The 24,796-nt window shown below is 65.0% G+C and carries 24 protein-coding genes and 1 pseudogene; 6 read left to right on the top strand and 19 right to left on the bottom strand.

Annotated elements, in window-relative coordinates; all coding sequences use genetic code 11:
- Nucleotides 1-361 precede the first annotated feature (361 nt).
- The 3 genes from PIJ50_RS14855 to PIJ50_RS14845 all read left to right on the top strand — a co-directional run bounded on the left by PIJ50_RS14855 (nt 362) and on the right by PIJ50_RS14845 (nt 2,419).
- Nucleotides 362-835, top strand: coding sequence for a carboxymuconolactone decarboxylase family protein (locus PIJ50_RS14855; protein ID WP_271976304.1), 474 nt, complete (start codon nt 362-364; stop codon nt 833-835).
- Nucleotides 825-1,682, top strand: coding sequence for a sigma-70 family RNA polymerase sigma factor (locus PIJ50_RS14850; RefSeq protein ID WP_271976303.1), 858 nt, complete (start codon nt 825-827; stop codon nt 1,680-1,682). Before PIJ50_RS14855 ends, PIJ50_RS14850 begins: the two co-directional genes overlap by 11 nt.
- A gap of 71 nt (nt 1,683-1,753) precedes the next feature.
- Nucleotides 1,754-2,419, top strand: a complete 666-nt coding sequence (locus PIJ50_RS14845; protein WP_271976301.1) for an FMN-dependent NADH-azoreductase — start codon at nt 1,754-1,756, stop codon at nt 2,417-2,419.
- Between the two features lie 58 nt (nt 2,420-2,477).
- Here the strand turns inward: PIJ50_RS14845 and PIJ50_RS14840 are convergent, their stop codons facing one another.
- From PIJ50_RS14840 to PIJ50_RS14805, 8 genes are all read right to left on the bottom strand, one after another.
- The gene (locus PIJ50_RS14840; RefSeq protein WP_271976300.1) at nt 2,478-2,951 is read right to left on the bottom strand and encodes a carboxymuconolactone decarboxylase family protein; all 474 of its coding nucleotides are present in this window, start codon (nt 2,949-2,951) and stop codon (nt 2,478-2,480) included.
- 139 nt (nt 2,952-3,090) lie between these two features.
- Complete coding sequence (locus PIJ50_RS14835; RefSeq protein WP_271976299.1) at nt 3,091-4,047, bottom strand: LysR family transcriptional regulator; 957 nt, start codon at nt 4,045-4,047, stop codon at nt 3,091-3,093.
- Between the two features lie 23 nt (nt 4,048-4,070).
- Nucleotides 4,071-4,817: an amino acid ABC transporter ATP-binding protein gene (locus PIJ50_RS14830; RefSeq protein ID WP_271976298.1), complete on the bottom strand. Its 747-nt coding sequence runs from the start codon at nt 4,815-4,817 to the stop codon at nt 4,071-4,073.
- Nucleotides 4,814-5,503: an amino acid ABC transporter permease gene (locus PIJ50_RS14825; RefSeq protein ID WP_271976297.1), complete on the bottom strand. Its 690-nt coding sequence runs from the start codon at nt 5,501-5,503 to the stop codon at nt 4,814-4,816. Before PIJ50_RS14825 ends, PIJ50_RS14830 begins: the two co-directional genes overlap by 4 nt.
- Nucleotides 5,496-6,158, bottom strand: a complete 663-nt coding sequence (locus PIJ50_RS14820) for an amino acid ABC transporter permease (RefSeq protein WP_271976307.1) — start codon at nt 6,156-6,158, stop codon at nt 5,496-5,498. Before PIJ50_RS14820 ends, PIJ50_RS14825 begins: the two co-directional genes overlap by 8 nt.
- 97 nt (nt 6,159-6,255) lie before the next feature.
- Nucleotides 6,256-7,074, bottom strand: coding sequence for an ABC transporter substrate-binding protein (locus tag PIJ50_RS14815; RefSeq protein ID WP_271976296.1), 819 nt, complete (start codon nt 7,072-7,074; stop codon nt 6,256-6,258).
- A 28-nt stretch (nt 7,075-7,102) separates the two neighbouring features.
- Nucleotides 7,103-8,317: an aminotransferase class I/II-fold pyridoxal phosphate-dependent enzyme gene (locus tag PIJ50_RS14810; RefSeq protein WP_271976295.1), complete on the bottom strand. Its 1,215-nt coding sequence runs from the start codon at nt 8,315-8,317 to the stop codon at nt 7,103-7,105.
- Entirely contained in the window at nt 8,314-8,994 is a 681-nt protein-coding gene (locus tag PIJ50_RS14805; RefSeq protein ID WP_271976294.1) for an RraA family protein, read from the bottom strand. Before PIJ50_RS14805 ends, PIJ50_RS14810 begins: the two co-directional genes overlap by 4 nt.
- A 183-nt stretch (nt 8,995-9,177) precedes the next feature.
- On the opposite strand from PIJ50_RS14805, the gene PIJ50_RS14800 reads away from it, so the two are divergent.
- Complete coding sequence (locus PIJ50_RS14800) at nt 9,178-9,519, top strand: hypothetical protein (RefSeq protein WP_271976293.1); 342 nt, start codon at nt 9,178-9,180, stop codon at nt 9,517-9,519.
- Between the two features lie 22 nt (nt 9,520-9,541).
- Here the strand turns inward: PIJ50_RS14800 and PIJ50_RS14795 are convergent.
- From PIJ50_RS14795 to PIJ50_RS14750, 10 genes and pseudogenes are all read right to left on the bottom strand, one after another.
- A pseudogene (locus tag PIJ50_RS14795) lies at nt 9,542-10,216 on the bottom strand (ISNCY family transposase); the annotation flags it as partial.
- 324 nt (nt 10,217-10,540) lie between these two features.
- Nucleotides 10,541-11,668, bottom strand: coding sequence for an MFS transporter (locus tag PIJ50_RS14790; RefSeq protein ID WP_271976291.1), 1,128 nt, complete (start codon nt 11,666-11,668; stop codon nt 10,541-10,543).
- Nucleotides 11,669-11,720: 52 nt separating this feature from the next.
- Nucleotides 11,721-12,680 carry a hydroxymethylglutaryl-CoA lyase gene (locus PIJ50_RS14785; RefSeq protein ID WP_271976289.1) on the bottom strand — a complete coding sequence of 320 codons (960 nt, stop codon included), beginning with the start codon at nt 12,678-12,680 and terminating at the stop codon, nt 11,721-11,723.
- Between the two features lie 10 nt (nt 12,681-12,690).
- The gene (locus PIJ50_RS14780; protein WP_271976287.1) at nt 12,691-14,406 is read right to left on the bottom strand and encodes an ABC transporter permease; all 1,716 of its coding nucleotides are present in this window, start codon (nt 14,404-14,406) and stop codon (nt 12,691-12,693) included.
- A gap of 46 nt (nt 14,407-14,452) precedes the next feature.
- A complete protein-coding gene (locus PIJ50_RS14775) occupies nt 14,453-15,544 on the bottom strand; it encodes an ABC transporter substrate-binding protein (RefSeq protein WP_271976286.1) in 1,092 nt (363 codons plus the stop codon).
- A 48-nt stretch (nt 15,545-15,592) separates the two neighbouring features.
- The gene (locus PIJ50_RS14770) at nt 15,593-16,843 is read right to left on the bottom strand and encodes a CaiB/BaiF CoA transferase family protein (protein ID WP_271976284.1); all 1,251 of its coding nucleotides are present in this window, start codon (nt 16,841-16,843) and stop codon (nt 15,593-15,595) included.
- Nucleotides 16,837-17,730: an HpcH/HpaI aldolase/citrate lyase family protein gene (locus PIJ50_RS14765; protein WP_271976283.1), complete on the bottom strand. Its 894-nt coding sequence runs from the start codon at nt 17,728-17,730 to the stop codon at nt 16,837-16,839. Before PIJ50_RS14765 ends, PIJ50_RS14770 begins: the two co-directional genes overlap by 7 nt.
- On the bottom strand, nt 17,727-18,824 hold the full coding sequence (locus PIJ50_RS14760; protein WP_271976281.1) for an ABC transporter ATP-binding protein: 1,098 nt from the start codon (nt 18,822-18,824) through the stop codon (nt 17,727-17,729). Before PIJ50_RS14760 ends, PIJ50_RS14765 begins: the two co-directional genes overlap by 4 nt.
- Entirely contained in the window at nt 18,817-20,535 is a 1,719-nt protein-coding gene (locus PIJ50_RS14755; RefSeq protein WP_271976279.1) for an ABC transporter permease, read from the bottom strand. Before PIJ50_RS14755 ends, PIJ50_RS14760 begins: the two co-directional genes overlap by 8 nt.
- Before the next feature lie 4 nt (nt 20,536-20,539).
- The gene (locus tag PIJ50_RS14750) at nt 20,540-21,646 is read right to left on the bottom strand and encodes an ABC transporter substrate-binding protein (protein WP_271976277.1); all 1,107 of its coding nucleotides are present in this window, start codon (nt 21,644-21,646) and stop codon (nt 20,540-20,542) included.
- A 157-nt stretch (nt 21,647-21,803) separates the two neighbouring features.
- Between PIJ50_RS14750 and PIJ50_RS14745 the strand changes: the two genes are divergently transcribed.
- Entirely contained in the window at nt 21,804-22,748 is a 945-nt protein-coding gene (locus PIJ50_RS14745) for a LysR family transcriptional regulator (protein WP_271976275.1), read from the top strand.
- 75 nt (nt 22,749-22,823) lie between these two features.
- Nucleotides 22,824-23,513 carry an RraA family protein gene (locus tag PIJ50_RS14740; protein WP_334212735.1) on the top strand — a complete coding sequence of 230 codons (690 nt, stop codon included), beginning with the start codon at nt 22,824-22,826 and terminating at the stop codon, nt 23,511-23,513.
- Between the two features lie 271 nt (nt 23,514-23,784).
- Here the strand turns inward: PIJ50_RS14740 and PIJ50_RS14735 are convergent, their stop codons facing one another.
- Nucleotides 23,785-24,792, bottom strand: a complete 1,008-nt coding sequence (locus PIJ50_RS14735; RefSeq protein WP_271976271.1) for a nitroreductase family protein — start codon at nt 24,790-24,792, stop codon at nt 23,785-23,787.
- Nucleotides 24,793-24,796 lie beyond the last annotated feature (4 nt).

Here is a 24,796-nt window from a genome sequence, read left to right as displayed (position 1 = left end):
GAAATTGCCCGTGCCCATCATGGCCTCCTTGCCTCAAAGTTAGCGAAGAAGGCGTCCACGAAACATGGGGCTATTCATCCCGCAGACATCGGTCCTGATCAGGAATTTCCTCTCGATCTCGACAAGCATCACGCCACCCCGCACACGGACCGGGTCAGGAACGAAGCGTGCGGATGCAGGTTCCGTGGCACGGGCCGATGCTGCACTGCCATGGCATGTATACAAGAGCCCAAACCGGTCATTCCTGCTCACGCGTATGAGGGGCGATACTTCCCTCACCGTCCCTACTTTTTCCGCGGCCCATGTCACATCCCGCTGGGCTGCGTCGTCAAGCTGGTGTCAGATCGAACAGGAGACACCGATGACACCCCGCATGACCGATCACATGAAACGCGCCGAAGCGGGCTTCAAGCCCCTGTTCGCGGTGGAGGCCGCGATCAGGGCCAGCACGCTAGAGCCGAAGCTCCTGCATCTGGTGAAGCTGCGCGCCAGCCAGATCAACGCCTGCGCCTATTGCATCCAGATGCACGTAGCCGAAGCGCTGAAAGATGGCGAAAAGCCCCTGCGGCTTCACATGCTGGATGCATGGCGCGAGGCGAGCCTCTACGACGCCCGCGAACGGGCCGCGCTGGCTTGGACCGAGGCGCTGACGCGGGTGGCCGATACCGGTGCGCCGGACGAGGATTGGGCGCTGGTTGAGGCGGCTTTCACCGAGGATGAACGCGCCTATCTGTCGCTGGCCATCGGCGCGATCAACCTGTGGAACCGCGTGCAGGTCGGCTTCCGCGCCGCCCATGGCACGACCCTGCCTGCGGTGCAGGCCCATGCGGCCTGATGCGGTCGCCACCTTCGAGACGCAGCGACCCCGGCTGTTGCGTCTGGCTTACCGGATGCTGGGCAGTCATGCCGAGGCCGAAGACATGGTGCAGGAGGCGTGGCTGCGCTGGCAAAACGGCGACCATGGCCAGATCGCGGAACCGGCGGCATGGCTGACACGGGTCGTCTCGCGCCTGTGCCTCGACCAGATGAAATCAGCCCGCGCGCGGCGCGAGACCTATCCCGGCACCTGGCTGCCCGAGCCGCTGATCGAGGAGGCGGACGATGCGCTGCGCCCCGACAACCTGACCCTGTCACTGATGCTAGCGCTGGAACGGCTGTCACCCCTGGAACGTGCGGCCTTCCTCCTTCACGACGTTTTCGGCCAGCCGATGGACGACGTCGCCGGAACCATCGGGCGCAGTCCAGCCGCCACGCGCCAGTTGGCCGCCCGCGCCCGGGCCCATGTTCAGATCGACCGACCCCGTTATGACGTGTCGCGCGCGGCGGGTGAGGAACTGGCCCGTGCGTTCTTCCACGCCTGCAAAACGGGCGACGCCGCGGCGCTTAGTGCGATGCTAGCCTCCGGCGCGACGTTGCATTCGGACGGCGGCGGCAAGGTCGTGACCGTGCTGAACGTGATCGAAGGCGTCGAGAACCTTCTGCGCCTGTTCGAAAACCTCGCCCGCAAGGTTGGCGATGGGATGGAGTTTCTGGGCTATACCGTCATCGACGGCCTGCCCGGCTTTGTCAGCCGTCAGGGGGGCACAATCCAGACCACGGCGCTGGAGGTCGAGGACGGCCGTATCACCCGCATCTACATCACCCGCAACCCCGACAAGCTGACGGGACTGGCGATCCACTGAACCCACCGAAGCCAAAGGCGCGTCAAGGCTGGGCCCCGGTCGCTGGCGACGCATGTCTGAAGGAGATACCCATGAAAGCCCCACTGTTCTTGTCCGCAAGCCCGATGGGTGCCACCGCCCGTGGCCATACCCTTGCCATAGAGGCGCTGGAGAACCTGCGCCGCCACCATCCAAGCCTGAAGGTCACCGCACGCGACCTGTCGCAGGGCGGCTTTGGCCAGATCACCGCAGATTACGCGGAGGCGATCCTGTCGCACGCTGACCACGCTGACCCCGCCTTCACAGCCTCGGAGATACTGATCCGCGAACTGGAGGAAACGGACGCGCTGGTGATCGCGACGCCAATGCACAATTACACCGTCCCGGTCGCGCTGAAGCTATGGATCGACCTCGTCCTGCGCGCAGGGCGCAGCTTCGGGTTCCGCGACGGGCGCAAGGTCGGGCTGCTGGCGGACCGGCCGACGCTGATCCTGGTGTCCTCGGGCGGGCTCGTGCGTGGAGTGGCGGCGTCGCAACCCGATCATCTGTCCGGTTATTTGACGGACGTCTTGAAAACGATCGGCATCTGCGACCTGAGCTTCGTCTTCCTTGAGGCGCTGGCGCGGTCCGACAGGGCGGAACAGGCGATCGCGCAGGGCCGGCAGGAGATTGCGGCGGATGAGCGGTTCGGTTCAGGTCCAACTGCAGAAGTAGCCCTGCTGGACAAGGTCGTTCTTCCTATCTGTTGTAGGACCTGAAAACCTCATGGAGACGCAGCGGCAGGCGCCGCTGCATCTCTCTAGTTCTGCTTTACCTTCAGGCAGCGCGCACGCGCTCGGCGGGCAGATCAAGGCTGTGCACCGCGCGGAAGGCAATCTGGGTCCGGTTCCACAGGTTGATCGCACCAATGGCGAAGGTCAGGAACGCAACCTCATCTTCATCGAAGACAGCAGACACGTCGTCCCAGACCGGATCGGGGGCATGAGTGTCCGCCACCAAGGTCAGCGCCTCCGTCCAAGCCAGCGCCGCCCGTTCGCGCGGGGTGAACAGCGTGCTGTCGTGCCAGCCTGCGATCATGTGCAGGCGAAGATGACTTTCGCCGCTCTTCAGCGCGTCGGCCGTGTGGATTTGGATGCAGAAGGCACAGCCGTTGATCTGGCTGGCCCGTAGCTTCACCAGGTAGAGCAGAGAAGGGTCGAGCGGTCCTTTCATCAGCTCTGCCTCGAAGGTCACCAGCCCCTGAAAGGCGCCGCCAATGCGTTTGAAATGATCCGTCATGCGGGGTGTCATCGCAGTCTCCTTGTTAAATGACACCTGCTTGACGAGGTAGGAGCGCAGGGTGTGACATCTTCGCTGAACATTCTTCAGTGACCACTTTGTCCCACCAATGACCGCATGAGGGGCGCGGCACGCGTCCGAACAAGTATCGTCAGCCGGCCGACGAAACATTTCGTGCAGATTTCGATCCCATGGATGAAGTGTCGTCAGGAAGTTCCATAAGATCGGCTTCGAAATCGTTCACCTGCTTCATGATGGGAAGCACGACCTCTGCAAGAGGTGAGGCCTCGTGGTGCATCAGGGAATAGTAGGTTACCAGAGGAAGCTCCGGTGCGACGTCAACCACGCGCAATGCACCCTCCGCAATCTGCGGCGCGAAGTGGTTGAGCGGAAGATAGCTGACCCCAAGACCGTATGTCGTCAGCTTTGCGACCATGCCAAGGCTGTTGCAGGACAGCACGTTGTTCAGCACGAAGCCGTGCTCGGCGAACCACTTGCGATACAGGACCGTCAGCGCGGACTTGTCCGGCTGGCCGATGACAGGCAGTGCCGATACCTGCTGCGGCGTCAGGGTGCCCTCCGGGAGATCGAAGGCAGGACTTGCCATCCAGGCGTTCCGGATGCACCCCAGCGGGACGGCGTCCACTTCAGGGCTCGCGAATGGTCCGGGCATGATGACGATGTCCAGCTCGTTGCGGGTAAGCCGCTCGTAAAGACGCACCCCTCCGTCGATCTCGGGCATGACACGCACCTTGGGGTAGCGCAGCCGGACGGCTTGAATGAGCGCGGGCAGCCAGGTCAGCCCGACGAGATCCGTCGCGCCGATCCGGACATGCCCCTCCAGATGCGAGGCGGTGGTCATGGTCTGCACCATCCGCTCGTTCAGACGCATCATCTCCCGTGCGGCCGGCAGCAGGCGTTCGCCCGCCGAGGTCAGGCGCAGCGACTTGCCCAGCCGAATGAACAAGGGCGTTCCCACCGCCGCCTCCAACTCCATGATCCGCTTGGCGATGGTCGACTGCGTCAGCGACAACTTGCGCGAGGCGTCCGTGAAGCTGCCGAGCGTTGCGCTGACGTCGAAGGCCTCGATCTGCTTGAGTGTGTACATCGAGGCCTTTCGCTGGGGCGGGGTCAGTGCTCCCCCCGCACATCAGACAGGAAGCGTTTCACGCGCGGATGGTCGGGCGCATCAAAGAACAGATCCGGCGTCGTATCAACCACCACGCGTCCCTGATCCATGAAGATCACGCGGTCGCCCACCTCGCGCGCGAAGCCCATCTCATGCGTGACGCAGATCATGGTCATCCCGTCGCGTGCAAGAGCCTTCATCACCTGTAGCACCTCGCCGACCATCTCGGGGTCGAGCGCGCTGGTCGGCTCGTCGAACAGGATCACCGGCGGCTGCAGTGCCAGCGCACGGGCGATGGCCACACGCTGCTGCTGGCCGCCCGAAAGGAAGCCGGGGAAACTTCCGGCCTTTTCCGCGAGGCCCACGCGGGCCAGAAGGTCGCGGGCCAGCGTTTCCGCCTCCGCACGAGAGCGTTTCTGGATGCGGATCGGCGCGAAGGTCACGTTGTCCAGCACCGACATGTGGGGGAAGAGGTTGAATTGCTGGAACACGAAGCCCACGCTCTGGCGCAGCTTGTTCAGGTCGGTGCCCTTGGCGTGCACCGCGATCCCGTCCAGCGTCAGGCTGCCGTTGCCGATCGGCTCCAGCGCGTTGATGGTGCGGATCAGGGTGGACTTGCCCGATCCCGACGGACCGCAGACGACGACGACCTCGCCCTTCTTCACCTCCAGCGAGACGTCGTGCAGGACCTGGTGCTGCCCATACCACTTGTTGACCTTGTCGAAACGGACGATGACGGACTGGGTCACAGCAGACCTCTCTTTCGGCGGATGGAAGTTTCGAGCCTGGACAGCCCGCGCGACAGCACGAAGCACAGGATGAAGTAGATGGCCGCGAGGATCGTGAAGACCTGAAGCGGCTGGGTCAGCAGCAGGTTGTTCACCTGGTTGGCCGCGAAGGTCAGTTCGTTCACCGCGATGACATAGCCAAGCGACGTTTCCTTGATGGTGGAGATGAACTGGCTGGTGATGCCCGGCAGCACGTTGAACAGCGCCTGCGGCAGGATCACGCCGCGCATCGTCAGGAAATATCCCCCGCCGAGCGAGCGGGCGGCCTCGGTCTGGCCTTTCGGAACCGAGGCCATCCCGGCGCGGATCACCTCCGAAAGATAGGCGGCCTCGTAGATGGTCAGGGCGCAAACCAGCGTCCAGAACCCGCTGACGGCATAACCCGTCATGATCGGGATCACGAAGTAGCACCAGAAGATCAGCATCAGGAGCGGGATGCCGCGAACCAAGTTTACGAGGCCGGCGCTGGCCGCGCGCAGCCAGCCGAAGGCCGACAACCGCGCCATGGCGAAGGCGACGGCGATCGGAAAGGACATCAGGATCGACAGCACGGCGACGATAATCGTCATGGCAAGGCCGCCGAGCGGGCCGTTCGGATACTGCCCGATCAGGAAGGTGAGCCAGTAATCCTGGATGATCTCAAGCATGGTGGCGCTCCTTCCGGCCGGGGGTCGCGCGCCGCTCCAGCCACGATCCGAATGCCATCAGCGAGAAGGTGCCCAGCAGGTAGAGCACGGTCGCGATGCCGAAGATGGTGAAGGTATTGAAGGTCAGGTTCTCAATCTCGCGCGTGCGGTAGGTCAATTCGGCAACGCCGATGGCCATGGCGATGGAGGTGTTCTTGAACAACAGCAGCGCGCGCCCCACCAAAGGCGGCAGGGAGATGCGCAGCGCCTGTGGCACGACTATGAAGCGCATCGTTTCCATGTAAGTGCAGCCCAAGGCGCGCGCGGCTTCGAATTGGGTGCCGGGGATCGCGCGCAGACCTGACCTGATGTCCTCGGCCTGATAGGCCGCACTGCCCAAGGCAAGCGCGATAGCGGCAAGGCAGAATTCCGCGTTGTGATCGTAAAGCCAGAAGCGAATGCCTTCGGGCAGCAGTTCCGGCATGGCAAAATACCAGAACATCACTTGCACCAGCAGCGGCACGTTACGGTGATAGGCGACGAAGGCGTCGACGCTCCAGCGGCAGACCCGATAATCGGTGGCCCGGACGATGACGAGGATCAGCGCGAGGGCGAAGGCGCCGATCCACGCGATGGCAAAGAGCAGGATCGTGGTGCGCAAGCCCCCGAAGAGCATCGCCCACTGATCCGGCGGAAGAAGGAAGTTCATCCAGGCCTCTCCATGGAAAGGGGCCGCCCGGTGTCACCGCACGGCCCTTCGGCAGAAGCCGGTTTCAGTTGGCGATGGGACCGATCTGGAACGAGCGGGTCAGCTTGTAGGGCGTATCCGCGCCGAACCACTTGTCGAAGAGCGCCTGCGCCTCGCCCGAGTTTTCTGCCTCGTCCAGCGCGGCGTTCACCTCAGCTACGAGCGCGTCCTCACCCTTGCGGATGCCGAGGCCCCAAGGCTCGTCCACGACCGACTGCTCCAGAACCCGGGTGGGGGAGCGGTCGGGGCTCTGGTTGACAAGACGCACCAGCACCAGCTCGGAGGCGAACTGCGCGTCGATCTTGCGCTGCTGGAGCGAGAGGAACGCGGCCGGGCTGTCGGCATAGCCGATGACGCGCGACTCGGGCAGACGTTCGGCAATGACCCGTTCGGAGGAGGAGCCCTTGGTCGCGCCGATGCGCTTGCCCTGCAGGTCGTCGATGCTCTGGATGTCGCTGTCAGCGCGCACCAGCAGCTTCTGCGGCGTCACGTAGTATTGGTGGCTGAAATCGATCTGGGCCGCCCGGTCGGCCGACCAGCCGAGGTTTGCGGCCAGCACGTCGACACGCCCGCTGTCCAGTTCGGGAATGCGGGCCGCGACGGCGAGAAGCTTGTATTCGACCTCTACGCCCAGATGGTCGGCCACCAGCTTGCAGATGTCGACGTCATAGCCGACGAGGCTGCGCGTCGACGTGTCCTGGAAGCTGAACGGTTCGGACGTGCCGAGCGTGCCGCAGACCAGCGTGCCGCGCGTCTTGATGTCGGCGAGCGCATCGGCCTGCGCCAGCCCCGTCATGGCGGGAAGGGCCAGCAGCGCGGCGCAGATCAGGTTCCGTATCGTCATTTCATCTCTCCTGTTGGTGTGGTTCCGTTCAGGCCGGAACAGCCGTCAGTTCTTCGCAGACGGACTTGATTGCCTCGCATCCCGCGCGCACCTCCTCCGGCGCCGAGGCGAAGGACATGCGGAAGGTGCCGGGAACCCCATAGGACCCCCCGTCGAGCAGCGCCACCCCGGTGGTCCGCAGGATGTATTGCACAAGCTCGGCATCGGTGGCGATCACCGTCCCGTCCCCCGCGGTGCGGCCCAGAAGGCCCGAGCAGTCGGGGAAGATGTAGAAGGCGCCGCCCGGTGCCACGGCCTTCAGCCCCGGAGCCTGCGACAGGATCGACATCGCGAGGTCGCGGCGGTCCTTGAACGACCGGGTGAACGCCTCCACGCAGTCCTGCGGGCCGGTCAGCGCGGCCAGCGCCGCCGCTTGGCTGATGGAGCAGGCGCCCGAGGTGCTTTGCGACTGCACCACCGCCATGGCCTTGATCAGGTCCTTCGGGCCCGAGCCGTAGCCGATGCGCCAGCCCGTCATGGCATAGCATTTGGACACGCCGTTGACCGCCAGCGTGCGGTCGGCAAGATCCGGCGCGACCTGCAGGATGTGGGGCGCGGGGCCGCCCTCGAATGTCAGCCGCGCATAGATGTCGTCGGTCATCAGCCAGACATGGGGGTTCTCGCGCAGCGCCTCCGCAAGAGCCAGCAGCTCCTCGCGGTCGTAGACGGCGCCCGAGGGGTTGCTCGGCGCGTTCAGCATCAGCCACTTGGTGCGCGGCGTGATCACGGCGCGCAGCGCGTCGGGCGTGATCTTGTATCCGACGGCGGAGTGGGTCTCCAGCGTCACGGGCACGCCGCCGCCCAGTTCCACCATATCGGGATAGGAAACCCAGAACGGGGCAGGGATGATGACCTCGTCGCCCGCCTCCAGCGTCGCCATCAGCGCGTTGTAGAGCACCTGCTTGGCACCTGTGCTGACGATGATCTGGTCGAGGGGATAGTCGATCCCGGTGTCGAGGCGGATGCGCTCCGCCGCGGCCTTGCGCAGCGCCGTTGTGCCCTGCGACAGCGGATACTTGGTCTCCCCCCGCTCCATCGCCTCGCAGGCGGCGTTGCGGATGTGGACGGGGGTGGCGAAGTCCGGCTCGCCGATCGTCAGGTCGATGATGCGGCGGCCTTCCTCGCGCAGGCGGTTCAGGATGATGCGCGCGGCAACGCTGGGCGACAGCTTGACCTGCCGCATTCGGGCGGAAACGATGCTCATTTGTAGTCCTTCTCCAGCCGGGCAATGGCGGGGGCCTGCCACGGCTTCTCATAGGTGCCGGCGGCGATACGCTCCATTCCCTTGGCCTCGGCCTGCTCCTTGGCTTCCGCCAGACGCAGCACTTCGGCGGCATATGCGGGGGGGATCGCAGTCAGACCGTCGGTATCACCGAGGATCACATCGCCCGGCTGCACCACCAACCCGCCGACGCTGACGGGCACGTTGATCTCGCCCGGACCGTCCTTGAACGGACCGCGATGGGAGATGCCGCGCGCGAAGCAGGCAAAGCCGGCGGGCCCAAAGGCTTCGGCATCCCGCACGGCGCCATCGATAACGAAGCCGAGGACGCCGCGCTTCTGCGCCTGCTGCATCATCAGCTCCCCCACGAGGGCGTTCGCGGTGCAGCCGCTGCCGTCCACGACGATGACGTCGCCGGGCTGGGCCAGATCGATGGCGCGGTGGATCATCAGGTTGTCGCCCGGACGCGTCTTCACCGTCAGCGCGATCCCGGCCATCCGAAGCCCGTGGCCGTGAATCGGTTGCAACCCCACCGAGCCGTAGAGGCGCCCCATGCAGTCGCTGACCTGTGCCACGCCCAACTGGCGGAACGCCTCCAGGATGACCATGTCGCACCGTTGTTCCGGCCGCGCCATAATTCGAATGCCGATTTTGTCCATGAATCCTCTCTTCTTCAGGATCAGGAACTAAATTCGGTCCAGAAGCGCAAACGATTTAAATTCTGGCTTCTTCAGGAATATTTTTCGGAGATGACAGGATCGGCGCTTCCGTTGATCTTAGCGCAAACTGAAGATGCGAACGTCCGCTCCGTCCATTGGTAGCCACCCATCCGGATAGCGCCAATGCCGTGCTACGATGTCCATCACGTGCAGTCGACAGACGAACGTCGTGGCTTGGCCGCGCGCAAGTGCGATGTCCCGCACGACATCCTCTGGCTGGGTGGCGATAGAGCGGTCTGCAAGCTCTATCAGGCGAGGCTCGCGATCGAAGTTGGGGAGCGGATCGAGCAGGTCCAGATGCCTCCAGAGGACAGGTTCGGCAGCCATGGTCCAGAAGCCATCTTTCACTGCCCCCAGGCGTTCCATCAAGACCAAGACTTCGGCTGTCGCGGCATGGGATCGGGCGAGCGGGTCACCGTGAATGGCGGTCCGGGTCACGAAGGGATACTCACCCGCACCGAATAGGTGATTACGCGCAGCCACGGCCAGCACGGCCAGAACGGTGTCGTCCCTGCTTCGCCACGCGGAAGACGTTGTGCTTGTCGGATTAGAAGGCCACGGGGCGGCCGTGAGCGCGCAGGTAGCCGTCCAGCGCCTCGAAGTAGCTGAAGGTGCTCTCCGATGTGACGAACCGCATCTGCATCAGTGTGCCCGTGGCATCGTCGATGAACACCAGCAGCGTGCAGGGCGCGGCCCGATCCTCGAACCAGCGGTGGTCGGAGCCGTCGATCTGGATCAGCTCGCCATAGCGCTCGCGGCGCAGGCGCGGCGGATGAAAGCTGCGGCGGGCCTTGCGGTCGCGCCAGAGACCATCCGCGATCATCCACTTCCGCAGCGTCTCGCGCGAGACCGTCAGTGCATGCCGCTCTGCCAGCTTCTCGGCCGCCAGTGTCGGGCCGAAATCGGCATAGTGTTCACGCACCAGATGCAGCGCCAGATCGTGACGACCGCGGTTGATCCGGTTGTTCGAGGGACAGCCCCGCAACCCGTGCCGCACAGCGTTGGCACCATCCTCGCGATAGCGCCGCAAAAGCCGCTGCACCTGGCGCGGGCTGATCGCCAGCACCGCCGCCGCGCTGCAGGTCCTCATGCTGCCGTCCAGAACGCGCGACAGCACTTCGACGCGTTGGAGTTCCTGTTCGCTCATCACAACAAGTCCCATCCGAGGCCACCTCTGCGAGATCCACGAGAGGCGACAGGTTAACTTTGCCAGATGGCGACAAGTCTACTTTGCGTGCGGGTTCCACATCAAACGCGACAAGGACGGTCCAGTAGCATGATCCGGGCGGGCGGAGACATCCGCCATCGCAGCCCGACCGGATCATGCGTCAGTGGGACGATAGATGAAGAGAAGAGCCCTGAGCTGACGTTCGCATCTTGTCGAACGCGATTTTAGATCAGCGTTGCATCTTCCTGAAGCGGACATCCTTTCTCTTGCCGCAGAATTCTGTCCTTCTATGGCACGAAGGGCCCCATCTCAAACCGCTCAACAGCGCTTCAAGGGTTCGTCGCCCCCCTTGCCAAAAGCGTGCGGTCGCAACGGGGTGACGCCGCACAGCGTGATGCCCAAGATGGCAAGCACTCCCGCAGCGCCGAACGGGGCCACGATGAGGCTAGCCAAAAGGGGGATGCAGAACTGCGCAACGCGATTGGCGGTCAGGCGCAGGGACAACGACGTGCCGCGAGCGGATGGCGGGGCTATGATCAAGGCCAGCGAGACCGTGCTGGTCAGCGCGATCCCAATTCCGAAGCCGATCGCGATCATGCTCAGCGCCATGCCCCAGACCGGCATGGGTAGACTCAATGCGATCAGGCTGGCGCCGCCCGCGATCAGAGACCATATCATCACCCGTGCCCTTCCGAACCGACGGACCGCGTGGCTGAAGAACAAACGCGACACCATCGCGGAGACGGCCCTGAGGCTCAACAGAAGTCCTATCACGGCAGGCGGAACGCCCCGCTCCTCCCCCAGAAGCGGGACGAAGGCCAGCACTAGGTCCTGCGAGGCGACGCAGATACTCCCGATCCCGACGAGCCATGGGAGCCCGCGCGTGGCAGCGATGCTGGACAACGGGATCCTTGCCACCGGCGTCCTGTTGCGCGGCCTCGGCGCGACACGCCACAGGACCGCGAGCACAACCACCAGCAGCAGCGATCCCGCAAAGGGCGCCGAAAGGCGCGCCCCCTCCCATCCGAGGAGGAGAGGACCGACGGCCTGCCCCAGCGAAACGGCGACCATGTAGTTGCCGAGCATCGCATCCCGGTGCATCCGGCTGGAGCTGCGCGAGATCAACAGTTGCATCGCCGCCAGAACAAGCGTTTGCCCGATCCCCAGGGCCGATGTGGCGATCAGCAGGACCGGCAGTGCCGGAGGCGCCAGCATCAGAAGCGCAGTCGCCGCCAGAAGGATCAGCCCCCCGGCCAGCGCGGATGTCCGAGCGCCGCCACGATCGTTGAAGCGGCCCAAGCCCACGGTGAGGAACACCGGCAATATCGCAAAGGCGGCGGACAACAGGCCGACAATCTGCGGGCCGAGCCCGATGTCGAGCGCCGCATAAGTCGTGGCGATCCTCGCCAGCGGGACCGTCGCCTGAACCAGCAGTCCGGCGGCCATCACGGGGAGAACGACGGACGCAAGGATCTGGCGCCGTCCGCTGCCCCGGACGCTATGCCGCAAGGGCCGCCCGGATCGCGTTCAGGCTTCCCCCCTTGCGGACGGAGCCGGGAAGCGGATGGCCGACGATCCGCTCGGCCAGCTCCGACGCCTCGATCAGGGCGTCGAGGTCGATGCCGGTCCGGATTCCCGCCTCCTCACACAGGAACACGAAATCCTCGGTGCAGAGGTTGCCGGCGGCGCCCTTGTGCGCCGCGAAGGGGCATCCCCCCAGCCCCCCCACCGACGTGTCGAAATCGGCGACGCCCATTGCGAGCCCTGCCTGCGCATTCGCGACGGCCATGCCGCGGGTATCGTGCAGATGAAGCGACAGGGCGTGGTCCGGATACCGGTCCCGGATGGCGCCGATCGTGCGGGTGACCTGCCCCGGCGTCGCCCAGCCCATGGTGTCGGACAGGCCGATCGTTTCCAGCGTCACTCCCGCCTCGTCTGCCAACGCGAACACGTCCTCCAGCGTGGTGAGCAGCAGGTCGAGGGGAATGTCGCCTTGGAAGTTGCAGCCGAAGGCGGCATTGACGCTGCCCTTGGTGATCGGCACGTTCGCCGCCTTAAACATGGCGATCATCTCGCGCCGCGTTTCCCGCTGGCGCTCGGGGGTCATGTCCATGTTCCGCGCGAGGAACGCGGCCGAAGCCGACAGGCTGATACCTCCCTCGATCGACAGGCGCCCCGTCGCCATCGCGCGATCAAGGCCCCGGGCGTTCAGGTAAAGACCGGTATATCGGACGCCGGGCCGCAGGGTCAGGCCTGCGACCACGGCCTCGGCGTCGTTCCATTGCGGCACCTTCTTGGGGCTGACGAAGGAGACCGTCTGGATCTCGGCCAGCCCGGTTTGCGACAGCGCGTCGATCAGCGCGATCTTGTCGGCGGTCGGGATCTGCGCCTTTTCGATCTGGATGCCCTCGCGCGGGCCGTCCTCGTTGATCGTGACGCGGTTTGGAAGGTCGCTCATCTTGTGTCCCTCATTTCACGAGCCTCACCCCGAAGACGCCTTGCGCCAGCGCGATGAAGAACACGGTCAGCCCGATCTGGACCGCCGAGAGTGCGGCCATCGGCCCGATGTCGCCGTTGACCCAGTAGCGGAGCATGGAGGTGCCGAGCACCTCGGTCCCTGGGCCGAACAGAAAGACGGCCGTGGAATATTCCTTCAAGAAGGCGACGAAGATCAGGGCGTAGGCCCCCAGCATGGCCGGTCGCAGCAAGTGCAGGATGATCCCCGTCGTCGCCTGCCACCACGTGGCCCCCATCACCCGCGCGGCACGATCGAGGTCCGTGCCGATCTGCGCCAGCGCGGGCGACAGCACCCCGAACCCCGTAGGGAGATAGCGCGACAGATAGGCGAGCCCGATGATCCAGATGGTCCCGTTCAGAGCCGACAGCCCCGGCACCGTCAGCATGGCATAGAACACGCCGAGCCCCGCAATGACCCCCGGCACGGCGCGCGGCATCAGGGCCACGTATTTCAGCGGTCCGCGCCAACGGAAGGTCGAGCGATGAACCACCAGCGCCACCAGCGAATAGGCGACGGTCGCGAGAAATCCTCCGCCGATGGCGAGAACCAGCGTGTTCGTCAGGGACCGGATGTTAGCCGGGTTAGCCAGAGCCTCGGAGAAGTTCGCCAGCGTCAGCAGGTTCGCCAGCGGCACCAGAGGCGACAGGAAGCTGACGAATGCCCGCAGCAGCACCATGCCTAGGGGCACCCCGACGCCCAGCAGCACATAGGCCGAGACCAGCGCGAATGCGGGCCAGCGCCAGGGTCCCAGGTCGAATATCCGAGCAGCGGTTGCCTTGCCGCTGACCGTCTGGAACCGGCGCGTGTTGCCGACGATCCTTTCCTGCAAGAGGATCAGCACCGCGATGATGGCCAGCAGCATCACCGTCGCCGCACCGACCACGCCGTAATTGGGCTGCGGACGCTCGATGCCTTCAGTGTAGATGAAGGTCATGAACATCTCGATCCCCACCGGTTTGCCGATGATCAACGGGATCGACAGTGATTCCAGCGCCCCGAGAAAGTTCAGGATGCCACTGTAAGCGACCGCCGGCATCAGCATCGGCAGCGTGATCCGGGTGACGACGCGCCATGGTCCGGCGCCGCAGGTCCGCGCCGCATCCTCGAGCGAGCTGTCCGACAGCGCCATCGCGCCGAGGCAGAACACCACAGTGATCGGGATCGATGAGATGCCCGAGATCACCGACATCCCGGAGATCGAATAAAGGTTCCACGGCACCACCCCGAAGGTCGCCCGGATCCACAGCGTCACGAAGCCCGACGGCCCGTAGGCCACGAACCACCCGAAGGCGAAGACCAGACCCGAGATGAACAGCGGCCACAGCGTCACACTGCCGAACATGCGCGCCAGCGGCAGGTTCGTGCGCCCGATCAAGAGCGCCAGAACCGCGCCCAGCCCCTGCGAGATCACCGTCGACCAGAAGGAAAACGTCAACGAGTTCCACACCACCCCGCCAAAGGCCGGGGCCGACAGGATGGCGCGGTAGTTGGCCGTCGTCAGTTCTTGGCCCGTGGCGTAAATCGGGCGGTCGATAACGCTTTGGTAGAGGATCGGCAGGATCGGCCCCAGCACGACCAGCACCGTGACCAGCGCGAGGCCATATTGGATCGCCTTTGCCTGAAGATCGCTGCTCTGCCCGCCGGGGCGGTGGCCGGTCACAGCCATCGATGCTTCTGTGGTGTGTGCAGACACGGAATGCTCCTCGCGCGGGTCAGCGGCCCATGGCCTGGCGGTATCGGGCAACGAAGGCGTCGAACGTCTCGTTCGAGGCCAGCTCCGCGTCGAAGGTGATCGGGATCATGTTCTCCTCGCCGATCTGGGCGACCACCTCGGCATAGGTCAGCCCGCCATCCACATCGGCCGAGGTCACGTCGGGGCGCAGCGGCGTGCGAGCACGCTTGCCGAGGCTGATCTGACCATCGCGTGACAGGAGCACGTCGAGCATGACCTTGGCGCTTTCCGGCGAGCGCGCGGATTTCGGGGCGGCTGCCCCGCGCAGCACGATGGGGTTGCCGTCCTTGATGGGCGCAAGGCCCACAATTTCAGCACGTGCCGGGTCCTTCAACGCCAGCCGCGCCACACCCGCACCCATGAAATAGGCCAAGGTGTATTCGCCTGTCGTAACCTTCTCCAGCATCGGTCCGGTGCCGTCGGGACGGGTCATCGGGGCCAGCACGTCCAGCCATTCCCAAGCCTTGTCGCCGTGGAACTTCACGAAGGCACTGTGCGCGTTGTAGCCATAGGGCGTCGTTGCGTCATAGGTGGTGATCGTGCCGTCGAAGACCTGCGGGTTTTCCGCGGCCAGTTCGACAAGCGTGCCCATGCTGTCGGGAACCGTGTCCTCCGGCAGCAGCGCCTTGTTCCACATGAGCATCATCGGATCGGCGGCAATTGTGTAAAGACCGGGATGCGGCATGCTCCATGCCGGATAGACCGACGCCTCGGGCGAGGCGTAGGGCAGGATCTGGTCCGCTTCCATCATCTTGACCCATGTCGCGATGTCGGTCGTGACGATCAGATCGGCCGAACGCTGCCCAGATGCGACCTCCGCCTGATAGCGCGCGCCGATCTCGCCGCTGTTCAGCTCCAGGAACTGCACCTCAACCTCGGGCAGCAGGGCGTTGAACAGCTCCACCGCGCCCTCCCACTGGACGGGTTCCATGTTAGTGTAGACCAGAAGCGAGCCTTCGCCTCGAGCGCTTTCCAGCATCCCGGCGTAGCCTTCGGGATAGCCTTCCGGAACCTGTGCATGGGCGTGGCCCGCCAAGGCCATGGCGGCAAGCGTCATCAGGACTTTCTTCATCGTTTCCTCCTCCGTTGGTGCCAGCCTCCCCGCCGGCATAGGGATGTCTCAGACCTTGCCGCGATGAACCGCGCCGCTCTCCTCCAGAGCTGCGCGTTCCACCTTGTCCATTCCGATCAGCGAAAGCACCTCGTCATTGTCCTGTCCGATGGACGGGGCGGGACGGTAGTAGTTGGCGGGGGTCCTGCTCAGCTGGTTGGCGAAACCGAACATGGCGATCTCGCCCATTTCGGGGTCGGGCAGCGTCACGACCACCTCCGTTTCCTGGAAATGGGGATCGTCCATGATGTGCGAGATGTCATAGATCGGCGCCACCGTCACGTCGCGCGCCTCGAAGAAGGCGACGGCCTCGGCTTGGGTCATGGTGGCCATGAAATCGGCGACCCAGCCCAGGATCTCGTCCTTGCGCTCCGTCCGGGCGGCCGCGGTGTTGTAGTTCGGGTCTTGGTTCAAGTGGCCCTTGCCGATCGCCTCGAACACCCGCTGCGGCATCGGCTCCATCGAGGCGGACAGCGTGACGTAGTTCCCGTCGCCGGTGCGGAACAAGCCGCGCGGCACGGTGTATTGGGCCGAGTTGCTGTCGCGCGGACGCACCTGTCCGGACAGCTGGTAGTTGGCGGCCTGCGGACCTTGGCTGATGAACAGCGGGGTGAACAGCGACTGGTCGATGACCTGACCCTCGCCTCCCGGCATCTGGGCATGGCGCAGGGCGGCCAGCGCGGACACGGCGGCGCAATACCCTGCCATCGTATCCGCAAGGGGGCCCGGCGGAAGCACCGGCTCGCGGTCGGGGAAACCGTTGGCGGCGGCGAAGCCGGTCATTCCCTCGGCCAGTGTGCCGAAGCCGGGACGATTGCGGTAGGGCCCGGTCTGACCCCAGCCTGAAATCCGCACGATGACGAGGCGCGGGTTTAGCGCCAACAGCACTTCGGGCGACAGGCCGATCTTTTCCAGCGTCCCGGGCCGGAAATTTTCCACCAGCATGTCCGCCTGCGGCACGAGGCGTTTCAGAACCTCCACCGCGCCGGGGCGCCGCAGATCCAGCCCGAAACTTTTCTTGCTGCGCGACAGGTTCTTCCAATGGGTGGAATAGCCCGACCGCAGCCAGTGGCGCAGCGTGTCGCCTGCGGCCGGTTCGATCTTGATGACCTCGGCACCCAGATCTGCCAGAAGGAAGGTCGCGGTATTGCCGGACACAAGGCGGCTGAGGTCCAGCACGCGGATGCCCGACAGCGGCCCGGTGGCTACAGGGGTGAACTCGCGCTTGTGGATTGCTTGGGAAGGCGTCTTGATCAGCATGTGAACTCTCGGGCATGGGCCGCGGCGATGGCGTCGGCGGTGGCGAGGGTAGCGAGAGCGCGGGCAAGAACCGGACGATCGATCATCCTGCCCTCGTAGGCGAAGGCACCGCGGCCCTGCGCGACCGCCTCGTCATTCGCGGCAATGATGCCGCGGGCGTGGTCGATTTCGGCAGGCGTCGGGGAGAACCCTTCGTTGAGCACCGGGATCTGGTCCGGATGGATGGCACTGCCGCCGGAAAAGCCCATGCGTCGGCCACGGCGGACCGCTTCGCGCAGGCCGTCCAGATCGGTATAGTCGGCCACGGTGCCGACATAGCCGAAGGGTTCGATCCCTGCCGCGCGGGCGGCGAAGACGATCATCTGCTTGGGCAGGACCAGCGCGTCGGCGACCGGGTCCATCCGGCAGTCGGCGGCAATGTCCTCGGCCCCCAGACCGATGCCGAAGAGGCGCGGATCAGCGGCGGCGATCGCGTGCGCGTTCTGAAGCGCGGCGGCGCTCTCGACCGCGGCGGTCAGGCCGATGCCGCCGGGGGAGAGGCCGCGCTCCTCCTCCAGCTCCAGGATCGTTTCGGACAAAAGCCGCACATGGTCGGCGCTTTCCGCCTTGGCGATGGAGATGTAGGCGACGCCCGGGATCACCGCGGCTTCCAGATCGGCCATTGCCATCCGCAGCGGGCGGTTGATGCGCACGCCGACGCCGGCGCCCCCTCGGCCCGCCGAGACCACCGCATCGCGCAGCGCATCACGCGCGGCAGGCTTGGCGGCGGGTGCCACGCCGTCCTCCAGATCCAGCGTGATCGTGTCGGCTCCGCGCAGATGCGCCTTGGCGATGAACTGCTCGGAACTGAGCGGGACCGTCAGGCTGGACCTCCGCAGCATCCTCATGCGGCACCTGCCGTCACCGGGGCCAGCGTGTCGGCCGAAGCGCGGAACACGGCGCCCGCGCCGTCGGGCACGCGGATGGTCAGCGTATCGCCCTCCAGCCGGTCCTCCACCTCCAGCCGGACGGGATTGCCGCCGATGTCGAGGCTGACCTGCCAGCGCCCGCCGACATAGGCTTGCCCCGTGACGCGGGCCTTCAGCGCGGTGCCCGGCCCGTCTCCGGTCAGAAGCTGGTTCGGGCGCAGCGCAAGCGTCGCGGGCTGCCCCGGCACCGCCCGCGCGCCAGCGGGCAGGCCGAGCGTCTGGCCGTCGGGGAACTGCAGATGCATCCGCCCCCCACTGCCCGCCGCCACGCCCGTCAGGAAGTTGGTGGTGCCGATGAAGTCCGCGACGAAGGCGTCGGTCGGGTTCTCGTAGATCTCCTGCGGGGTGCCGATCTGAGCGATCTCTCCCTTGTTCATCACCACGATGCGGTCGGACAGCGACAGCGCCTCCACCTGGTCGTGGGTGACGTAGATCGTCGTCATTCGCAGCTTGTCGCGCAGCTCGGCCAGCCAGATGCGGGCGCGGTCGCGCAGCTTGGCGTCGAGGTTCGACAGCGGCTCGTCCAGAAGCAGGATCTCGGGGTTGTAGACCAGCGTGCGCGCCAGCGCGACGCGCTGCTGCTGCCCGCCCGAAAGCTCGTGCGGGAAGCGGTCGGCATAGGGGCCCATCTCGACCAGATCCAGCGCCTGCGCGATGCGGCGGCCTTGCTCGGCCTTGGGCACCCGGCGCAGCTTCAGCGGGAAGGACAGGTTCTTCGCGACTGTCATGTGGGGCCACAGCGCATAGCTCTGGAAGACAAGCCCGCAGCCCCGCGCCTCGGGCGGCAGGAAGATGCCCTTGGTGCCGTCGTAGAAAGTGCGCGCGCCGATGCGGATGCTGCCCTCGGAGGGCCGGTCCAGGCCTGCGATGGCCGCGAGCGTCGTCGATTTGCCACAGCCCGACGGCCCGAGGAAGCTGACGAACTCCCCGTCGCGGACGTGCAGCGAGAAGTCCTTGAGCGCGGTGAACGCCCCGAATCGTTTGACCAGATGATCGATGACAAGCTCAGCCATAGATTTTCACTCCGAAGACGGACCGCGCGAGGGCGATGCAGAAGGCGATGATAGCGACCTGGACGGTGGAGAGGGCGGCGACATAGCCCAGATGCCCCTGCGTCCAGAACTGCAGAAGGGTGGTGCCGATGACCTCGCTGCCAGGTGCGTAGAGGAACACGGCAGTCGAGTATTCCTTGAAGAAGTTGATGAAGAGGAGCGCGAAGCAGGCCACGATCGCGGGCTTCAGCAAGGGCAGCACCACGCGGGTGATCGACCGCCACCAGCTCGCACCCTGAACGCGGGCCGCCTGATCCAGCTCGGGCCCGATCTTCAGCAGCATGGGCGCAATGGCACCGTAACCCAGCGGAATCGCGGCCATGGTGAAGGCGATCATCAGGATCCAGACCGTGCTGCGCAAAGGCGCCAGACCGGGGATCATCGCGACGGCATAGAAGAAGCCGATCCCCGCGATCAGCCCCGGAATGGCCCGGGGCATCAGTGCGACATAGAGCAGCGGGCGGCGGAACCGGAACTCGGACCGGTGGACCACGATGGCGACCAGCGTGATGAAGGCGGTGGCAATCAAACCGCCGACCCCGGCGATGAACAGGGAGTTCCAGATCGACCGGGCGTAGGACGGAAACTCGGCCAAGACGCGGAAGTTGTCCAGCGTCAGGACGTCGGCCAGTGGCGCCATGGGATGCAGGAACGTCACGAACCCTCTCAGCACCAGAATGCCCAGCGGCAGGCAGACCGCCAGCAGGACGTAGGCCACCACCACCGTGAAGACCGGCCAGCGGAAGGGCCCCAGCGGGAACGGGCGCGGGCGCACCGACTTGCCGCCGATGGTCACGTATTTCCGCGTGGCCCCCAGCACCCGGCTTTGCAGCGCGATGAGGCCCACGATGACGACCACCAGCACCAGCGCCGCCGTGGCGGCCACCCCGTAATCGGGGATCGCCGCATTGCCGATGCGTTCGTAGAGGAACGTGGAGAATACCTTGACCCCCGACGGCGTGCCGAAGACCAGCGGGATCGACAGCATCTCCAGCGAGGAGGTGAAGATGAGGATGGAGCTGAAGAACAGCGACGGCTTCATCAGCGGCAGCGTGACGTTCACGAGGGTGGAGACGCGCCCTGCGCCGGCGATGCGTGCGGCCTCCTCGAAGGTCGGGTCGGTGGAGGCCGCGGCGGCCTGCCCGTAGATGAACGACACCGGCGCAAGCGACACGCCCGCCACGAGGCTCATTCCCCAGAGGGTGTAGAGGTCCCACGGCATCCCGCCGGTGGCCAGCATCGCGACTTGGGTGACATAGCCGGACGGCCCGTAGATCGTGGCCCAGGCAAAGGCGAGGATCAGCGACGAGACGTAAAGCGGCCAGAGGAACACCTCCCCCAAGAGGCGGCGCAGCGGCAGGTCGGTGCGGCCGATCAGGATCGCCGCCGCCGTGCCGATGACTTGGGCGACGAAGGTCGCGATCAGCCCGAACAGCAGCGTGTTCAACGCCATCTGCCAGAAGCCGGGAAATCCCGTCAGTCGCGAGAAGTTCGCGAAGGTAAACGCGCCGTTGTCGTAAAGCGGTTTGTCGCTGAACGCTTGCAGGATGATGGGGGCCAGGGGGGCGGCCACCAGCATCACGGTCAGTCCGGCAAGCCCGTATTGGATCGGGATCTCGCCGAACAACGACCTTCGGGTGGCATCGGCGGCGGGCGGGGCGAGCACGGTCATCCCGTCATTGCCCCAGCGACTGCCGCAGGCGTTCTTGGAACACCTCGTAGCCGTCCATCATCTCGGGGTCGTAACCGAGCATGATGATGTTGTCCTCGCCCACCGCCTCCACCACGGAACTGTAGGTCGCGAGGACCCCGTCGCCGGGCTGCACGCCGGGGCGTGCGGGGGTCAGGCCGCCCTTGCCGAAGGCGATCTGGCCTTCCTCCGACAGGATGTAGTCCAGCATCAGCTTGGCCGCCTCGGGATGGGCCGACGCCTTGGGGATGCCGATGCCGCGGATCATCATCGGCTGGCCGTCCTCGATGTAGGTCCAGTCGAGGAACTGGCCGCGACCCGCCTCGTCGATGCGGGGCCAGACGGTGATGCCGGACATGAAGTATGACACGACGTATTCGCCGCTGGTCACTTTCTCCATCTGCGGCCCGCCAGTGGTTTCCATCCGGAGAGGCAGCGCGCCGAGCGCGTCGAGCCAGGCCCAGGCCTTCTCCTCGCCGTGATGCTTGACGAAGTAGTAGTGCGCGACATAGCCGAAGGGCGACGAGATCGGCGAATAGGTCGTCACGCGGTTTGCCCACGCGCCCTTGTTTTCCTGCGCCAGTTCGACGAAGTCGGCGAAGCTGTGGGCGCGCTGGTCCTCGGGCACGTTCAGCGCGCTCCAAGCGAAGACCAGAGGGTCGGCGGATACGGTGTAAAGGCCCGGAAACGGCTTCGACCAGTCGGGCCAGTTCCCCGCCTCGGGCGAGGCGTAGTCCATGATCTGCCCGCGCGCCTGCATATCCAGCCAGCCGGGCTGCGAGGCGGTGGCGATCAGGTCCGCCGTCGCGACCCCGGTGGAGCTTTCCGCCAAATAGCGCTCGATCGATTCGCGCGAGCCGACGTCGAGAATGTCGACCGTTATGCCGGGATATCTGGCGCGAAAGCCCTCGATCACCAACTGCCAGTTCTTCTGGCCCATGTTGGTGTAGATCAGCAGGCTGCCCTCGGTCGTCGCGGCCTTGATGGTATCGGCATACCCTGCCGGGTATCCGGCCGGCACGTCCTGCGCGGCAGCAAGGGACGCCATCAGTGCTGACGCCGCAAGCATCAGCGCGCTCGTGGTGAAACGCATTCTTTCTCTCCCCGTTGAGGTCCATCCCTCCGACCGCGGCCGGGCTCCCTGGATCGACACTTCCGACAATCGGGCAGCGGTCCCTGCCGCACAAATTGAAAGGGCGCGTTGATTTATTCGCGCAATCTATGGATGCTCGAGGGCGGGGGATCTTCTTATGAATACCAACGCCGCGCAGACCATCACGCTTCGCCAGATCCGCGCCTTCATCGCCGTCGCACGGGAAAGTTCGTTCACCCGTGCCGCCGAAGCCGTGCATCTGACACAGCCCGCGCTCACCTCCTGCATCCGGCAGCTGGAGGACCGCGTGGGCGCGACCTTGTTCGAGCGCACGACGCGGCAGGTCACGCTCAGCCGGTATGGCGAAGCGCTACTGCCCACGGCTGAACGCATGGTCCGCGATCTGGATGCGGCGCTGGCCGAGCTGCGCGCGTTGCAGGACGGGACCCAGAGCGACATTGCCATCGCCACTGTGCCGTCCATCGCCAGCTCGATCATGCCGCAATCGCTTGCCGCGTTTTCCATGCTGCATCCAAAAGTCGGGATCAGCCTGACGGAGGATCATTCCGAAGGGGTGCGTCGCAAGGTGCTGGAAGGCGAAGCCGATTTTGGGTTCGGCGGCATCACGGAGCCTTTCGCCGATATCGAGGCGGTGCCGATGTTCTACGACCTCGTGGGGCTGTTCTGCCACGCGGACGATCCGCTGGCCAAACTTGACCGCCCGCTGCACTGGGCCGACCTGGCCGGCCGAGAGATATTCAACATGGGCTACCAGACCCAGATCCGGGAGATCATCGATGTCGTGCCGGAACTTGCGATCTCGTTCTCGCAGACGGCGTATCGGGTGCGCAACACGCTCACGACCCTGTCGATGATCCGCGGCCGCAACGCGGTCGCCGCGCTGCCAAGGCTCTCCATCCCGCCCGAGGCGCTGACCGATGTCGTGTTCAAGCCTCTCATCGGGCCGGAATTGCGGCGCGACATCTTCCTGTGCCGTCGTGAAAGGTCCGTCCTGACGGACACGTCGGTCAAGCTGATCCGAGAAATTCGTGGCATCGCCGCGAAAACTGGCGCGACCCTTTATGCTTGGGACGGCATTTAGCAATTTACGTTATAAGTCGATCACGACATTCGATTTGTTCTTCATGTCCCGCGCCGCGAAAGCTTTCCGGACGACGTGAACGCAGGAGAGAAGGCTTTGATCGGATTGAGAGTGCTGCAACGCGCAAGATGCGTGGAACCCGATATCGTCGAGGGGTTCCGAGCTGTCCCTGTGGCGAATGTCAGCGACGTGATGGAGCGGGTTTGGTCCGCCCCCGCCTGCATACGTCCTGTCCATGACGGAACGCCGATGTGCGGGCCCGCCGTGACGGTCCGCGCCCCTCCCGGAGACAACCTTCTGGTCCACAAGGCGCTCGACATGGCTGAGCCGGGGGACGTCATCGTCGTCGATGCCGCGGGCGATCTGACGAACTCGATCCTCGGCGAGATGATGATCACGCATGCCATCGCGCGTCGCCTCGGCGGCATCGTCATCTTCGGCGCGATACGCGACTTCGACACGCTGAGGACATGGTCCTTCCCGGTCTTCGCGGCAGGCGTGACGCATCGCGGTCCCTACAAGAACGGGCCAGGAGAGCTGAACGTGCCGATCGCCCTCGGCAGCATGGTCATCGAACCCGGCGATGTCGTCATGGGTGACGGAGACGGCGTGATCACCGTGCCGTTCGCTGAAGCCCGCGCGACGCTTGAAGCTGCCCGAAAGAAGCATGCCAAGGAACTGGCACACATGGTCGATCTGCAGGAAGGTCGCGCTGACCGGGATTGGATCGACACAAAATTGAGGTCGCTCGGGGCGGATGTATAACGTCGCAAGGCGCTCGACTGATCGTTCCTACAATGACCACGACACGCAAAAGCTCCTGGACATGTAGCTCCACATGAATGAGCGCCGCGTTTTGGCCGGTCATGGCTCATGCAGTGAATGTCGGCTTTCCACCTTGGCCATCAAGAACAGGGAACGTGCGATACCTCCGCTTCGCCGGCGCGAACGGCGGGAATGTCCCATCCTCTACGGCACGGCCATAGCTGGGCGCGGTCGAGCAGCATCGGCGTTCAGAGCCCGAAGCCGACATTCGCTAACGTGGCTGAAGAAGTGACAGAACCTCGTCCACGGGCGGCGATGGCGACGCGGCGACTTCGAATGTCTCGGGCATCTGACCCACCCCGATGAAGGTGATGACCACCTCATGATCGGGAATGTCGAAGGCAGCTCGCAGCCGCTTGTCCTGTTCGCAATCCTCGGACCAGTTGAGCATGCAGGTGCCCACGCCTCCGGCGTGCAAGGCATAGACGAGCGACATGGCGAACAGCCCGCCGTCGATCCAGCCTTGGTTGCGCTCTCCGACCATGTCGAACTCCCGCAGATCGACAGTCACAACCAGAACCGCCCCTAGGTTGTGCCCGAAGCCGCGATTGCCGCTGTGAAGCGCCAGAAGGCTGTCGCGGAGCGCTGGATCGAAAACGGCCCGGACGCGGCGCGTCTCGCGATTGCAGGTCCGTGGCGACTTGATGGCCAGGCGCACGGCGGTCTCGATCGTGTCCGGCGCAACGGGTGCGCCGGTATAGTGGCGCAGGCTGCAACGGGTTTGAACGAAACGCTCGTAGTCGATCGCGGTCGCAGCGGCGATGTCGGCCTGCGTGAATTTGGTGGCACCACCGGGATATGGCCGGGTCTCCATCTCGGCCACGAAGGTGCGAAGATCGCTTTCGACATCGGACGGGATCGGAAGGCTTCGGGTGTCATGATACGCGACATAGGCACGCATGCAGCCTCGCGCGCCCTCGGTCGCGAACTGGGCAGCACCCTCGCGCTCCAGTTCCCGGACCGCGGCCAGGATGGGCCGGATCTTACGCAACCCGAACCCGGCCTTGGGCACCTCCATGGTCAGACCCTTCTCGAGGCTGTGGTAGGCCGAGGTCAGGAACGCCTCCAGCGCCACGGCATCGGGGCTGATCCGGTGCGTGCTGGAATGGGTCAGGAACTTCTCCATATCATAGTCGTAGTTGCGCCGCACCTCTGCCGGATCGGCTTTAGGAGTGTAGTCGAAACGGGCTTGCGTCAGGTCGTATTCGGTCTCGGACATGGGG

This window comes from Falsirhodobacter sp. 20TX0035 (assembly GCF_028307215.1).
GTDB lineage: Bacteria > Pseudomonadota > Alphaproteobacteria > Rhodobacterales > Rhodobacteraceae > Falsirhodobacter.
The sequence above is the reverse complement of the archived record's forward strand: the minus strand, read 5'-3'. Positions and strand labels throughout refer to the sequence as shown.